Consider the following 1,594-nt stretch of genomic DNA (forward strand, 5'->3'; position numbering starts at 1 on the left):
ATGCCCTTGAGGATCTCGCGCTTGGGCGGGACGATCTTTCGCAGGTCCTTCATCGTGAAAATGAATTGGTGGGCCATAGGGTCTGGATTATACCGGGCGCCCCGTGGTTTTCATTGACAAACCGCTTCGGCCCCTCTATAAACGGGCCCCAACCCATGCATCCCCTGGGGCAATGACGCCACCTCCGAACTCGTCCATCCTGGCCGTCCGGGACGTCACCATGCGCTTCGGCGGCATCGTGGCGCTCGACGACGTGTCCTTCGACATGACGGCCGGCCAGATCGTGGGCCTGATCGGCCCGAACGGCGCCGGCAAGACCACGCTCTTCAACTGCCTCGGGCGGCTGTACACCCCCCAGCAGGGCGACATCCTCTTCGAGGGGCAGTCCATCATCAGCGCCCCGACGCATCACATCGCCGAGCTCGGCATCGGCCGCACGTTCCAGAACCTTGCCCTCTTCCCGACCATGAGCGTCCTCGACAACGTGCTGGTGGGCGTCCACAGCCGGACGCGCAGCGACTTCGCCAGCAACGCCCTCAAGCTACCCTGGGTCGGGCGCGAGGAGCGGGAGGCGCGCGAGGCCGCCCGCGAGCTGATCGCCTTCCTCGATCTCGAGGAGGTGGCCGGGCACCCGGCCGCGGGGCTGCCCTTCGGCACCCTCAAGCGCGTGGAGCTGGCGAGGGCGCTGGCCAACCGGCCCAAGCTCCTGCTCCTGGACGAGCCCGCGAGCGGCCTCAACCACGAGGAGGTGGCGGTGCTCGGCGCTCTCGTGCGCGCCATCCGCGACGAGCGCCGGGTGACGGTCCTGCTGGTGGAGCACCACATGAGCCTCGTTATGCAGGTTTCGGACAAGGTGGTCGTGCTCGACTTCGGCAGGAAGATCGCCGAGGGCTCGCCGGCCGAGATCCAGCGCAATTCAGAGGTGATCAAGGCGTACCTCGGGAGTGAGAACTGATGGGGGAGCGAGAACTGATGGGGGAGCGACACTAGTGCCCGCCCTGCTCGAGGCCGAGAACCTGGAGGCGCAGTACGGGTGGACCAAGGTCCTCCACGGCCTCGGCTTCGCCGTGGAGTCGGGCGGCATCACCGCCATCCTCGGCGCCAACGGCGCCGGCAAGACGACCACGCTCCGCGCCGTGTGCGGCATGGTGAAGACCGCGGGCGAGATCCGGTTCGAGGGGCAGCGCATCGACGGCAAGGCGACCGAGGACATCGTCAGGCTCGGCATCGCTCACACGCCGGAGGGCCGCGGCACCTTTATGGACCTCACGGTGGAAGAGAACCTGCGGCTGGGCGCCTACGTGCGCAAGGACCGGGGCGCCATCGCCGGTGACTTCGACCGCATCTTCCAGTACTTCCCCGTCCTCGGGCAGCGCCAACGGCAGCAGGCGGGCACGCTTTCTGGCGGCGAGCAGCAGATGCTGGCGGTGGCGCGCGCGCTCATGTCGCGGCCGCGCCTGCTGCTGCTCGACGAGCCCTCGCTCGGCCTGGCGCCGCTCGTCACGCGCGAGATCTTTCGCATCGTGCGCGCCATCAACAAGGAGGAGGGCGTCTCCGTGCTGCTGGTCGAGCAGAACGCCGCGATGGCGCTCGA

The 1,594-nt window shown here is 68.1% G+C and carries 2 protein-coding genes; both read left to right on the forward strand.

Annotated elements, in window-relative coordinates; all coding sequences use genetic code 11:
• The first annotated feature begins 172 nt into the window (after positions 1-172).
• Positions 173-955 carry an ABC transporter ATP-binding protein gene (locus tag VGV06_18220; protein HEV2057082.1) on the forward strand — a complete coding sequence of 261 codons (783 nt, stop codon included), beginning with the start codon at positions 173-175 and terminating at the stop codon, positions 953-955.
• 34 nt (positions 956-989) lie between these two features.
• Positions 990-1,594: ABC transporter ATP-binding protein (locus VGV06_18225; protein ID HEV2057083.1), on the forward strand; the 605-nt coding region annotated here is incomplete at its 3' end.

It is taken from the genome of Candidatus Methylomirabilota bacterium (assembly GCA_035936835.1).
GTDB lineage: Bacteria > Methylomirabilota > Methylomirabilia > Rokubacteriales > CSP1-6 > AR37.

What these genes read in the sequence shown, in the direction of transcription:
- VGV06_18220 (HEV2057082.1), top strand. Translation starts at nt 173, where the DNA reads ATGACGCCACCTCCGAACTCGTCCATCCTGGCCGTCCGGGACGTCACC.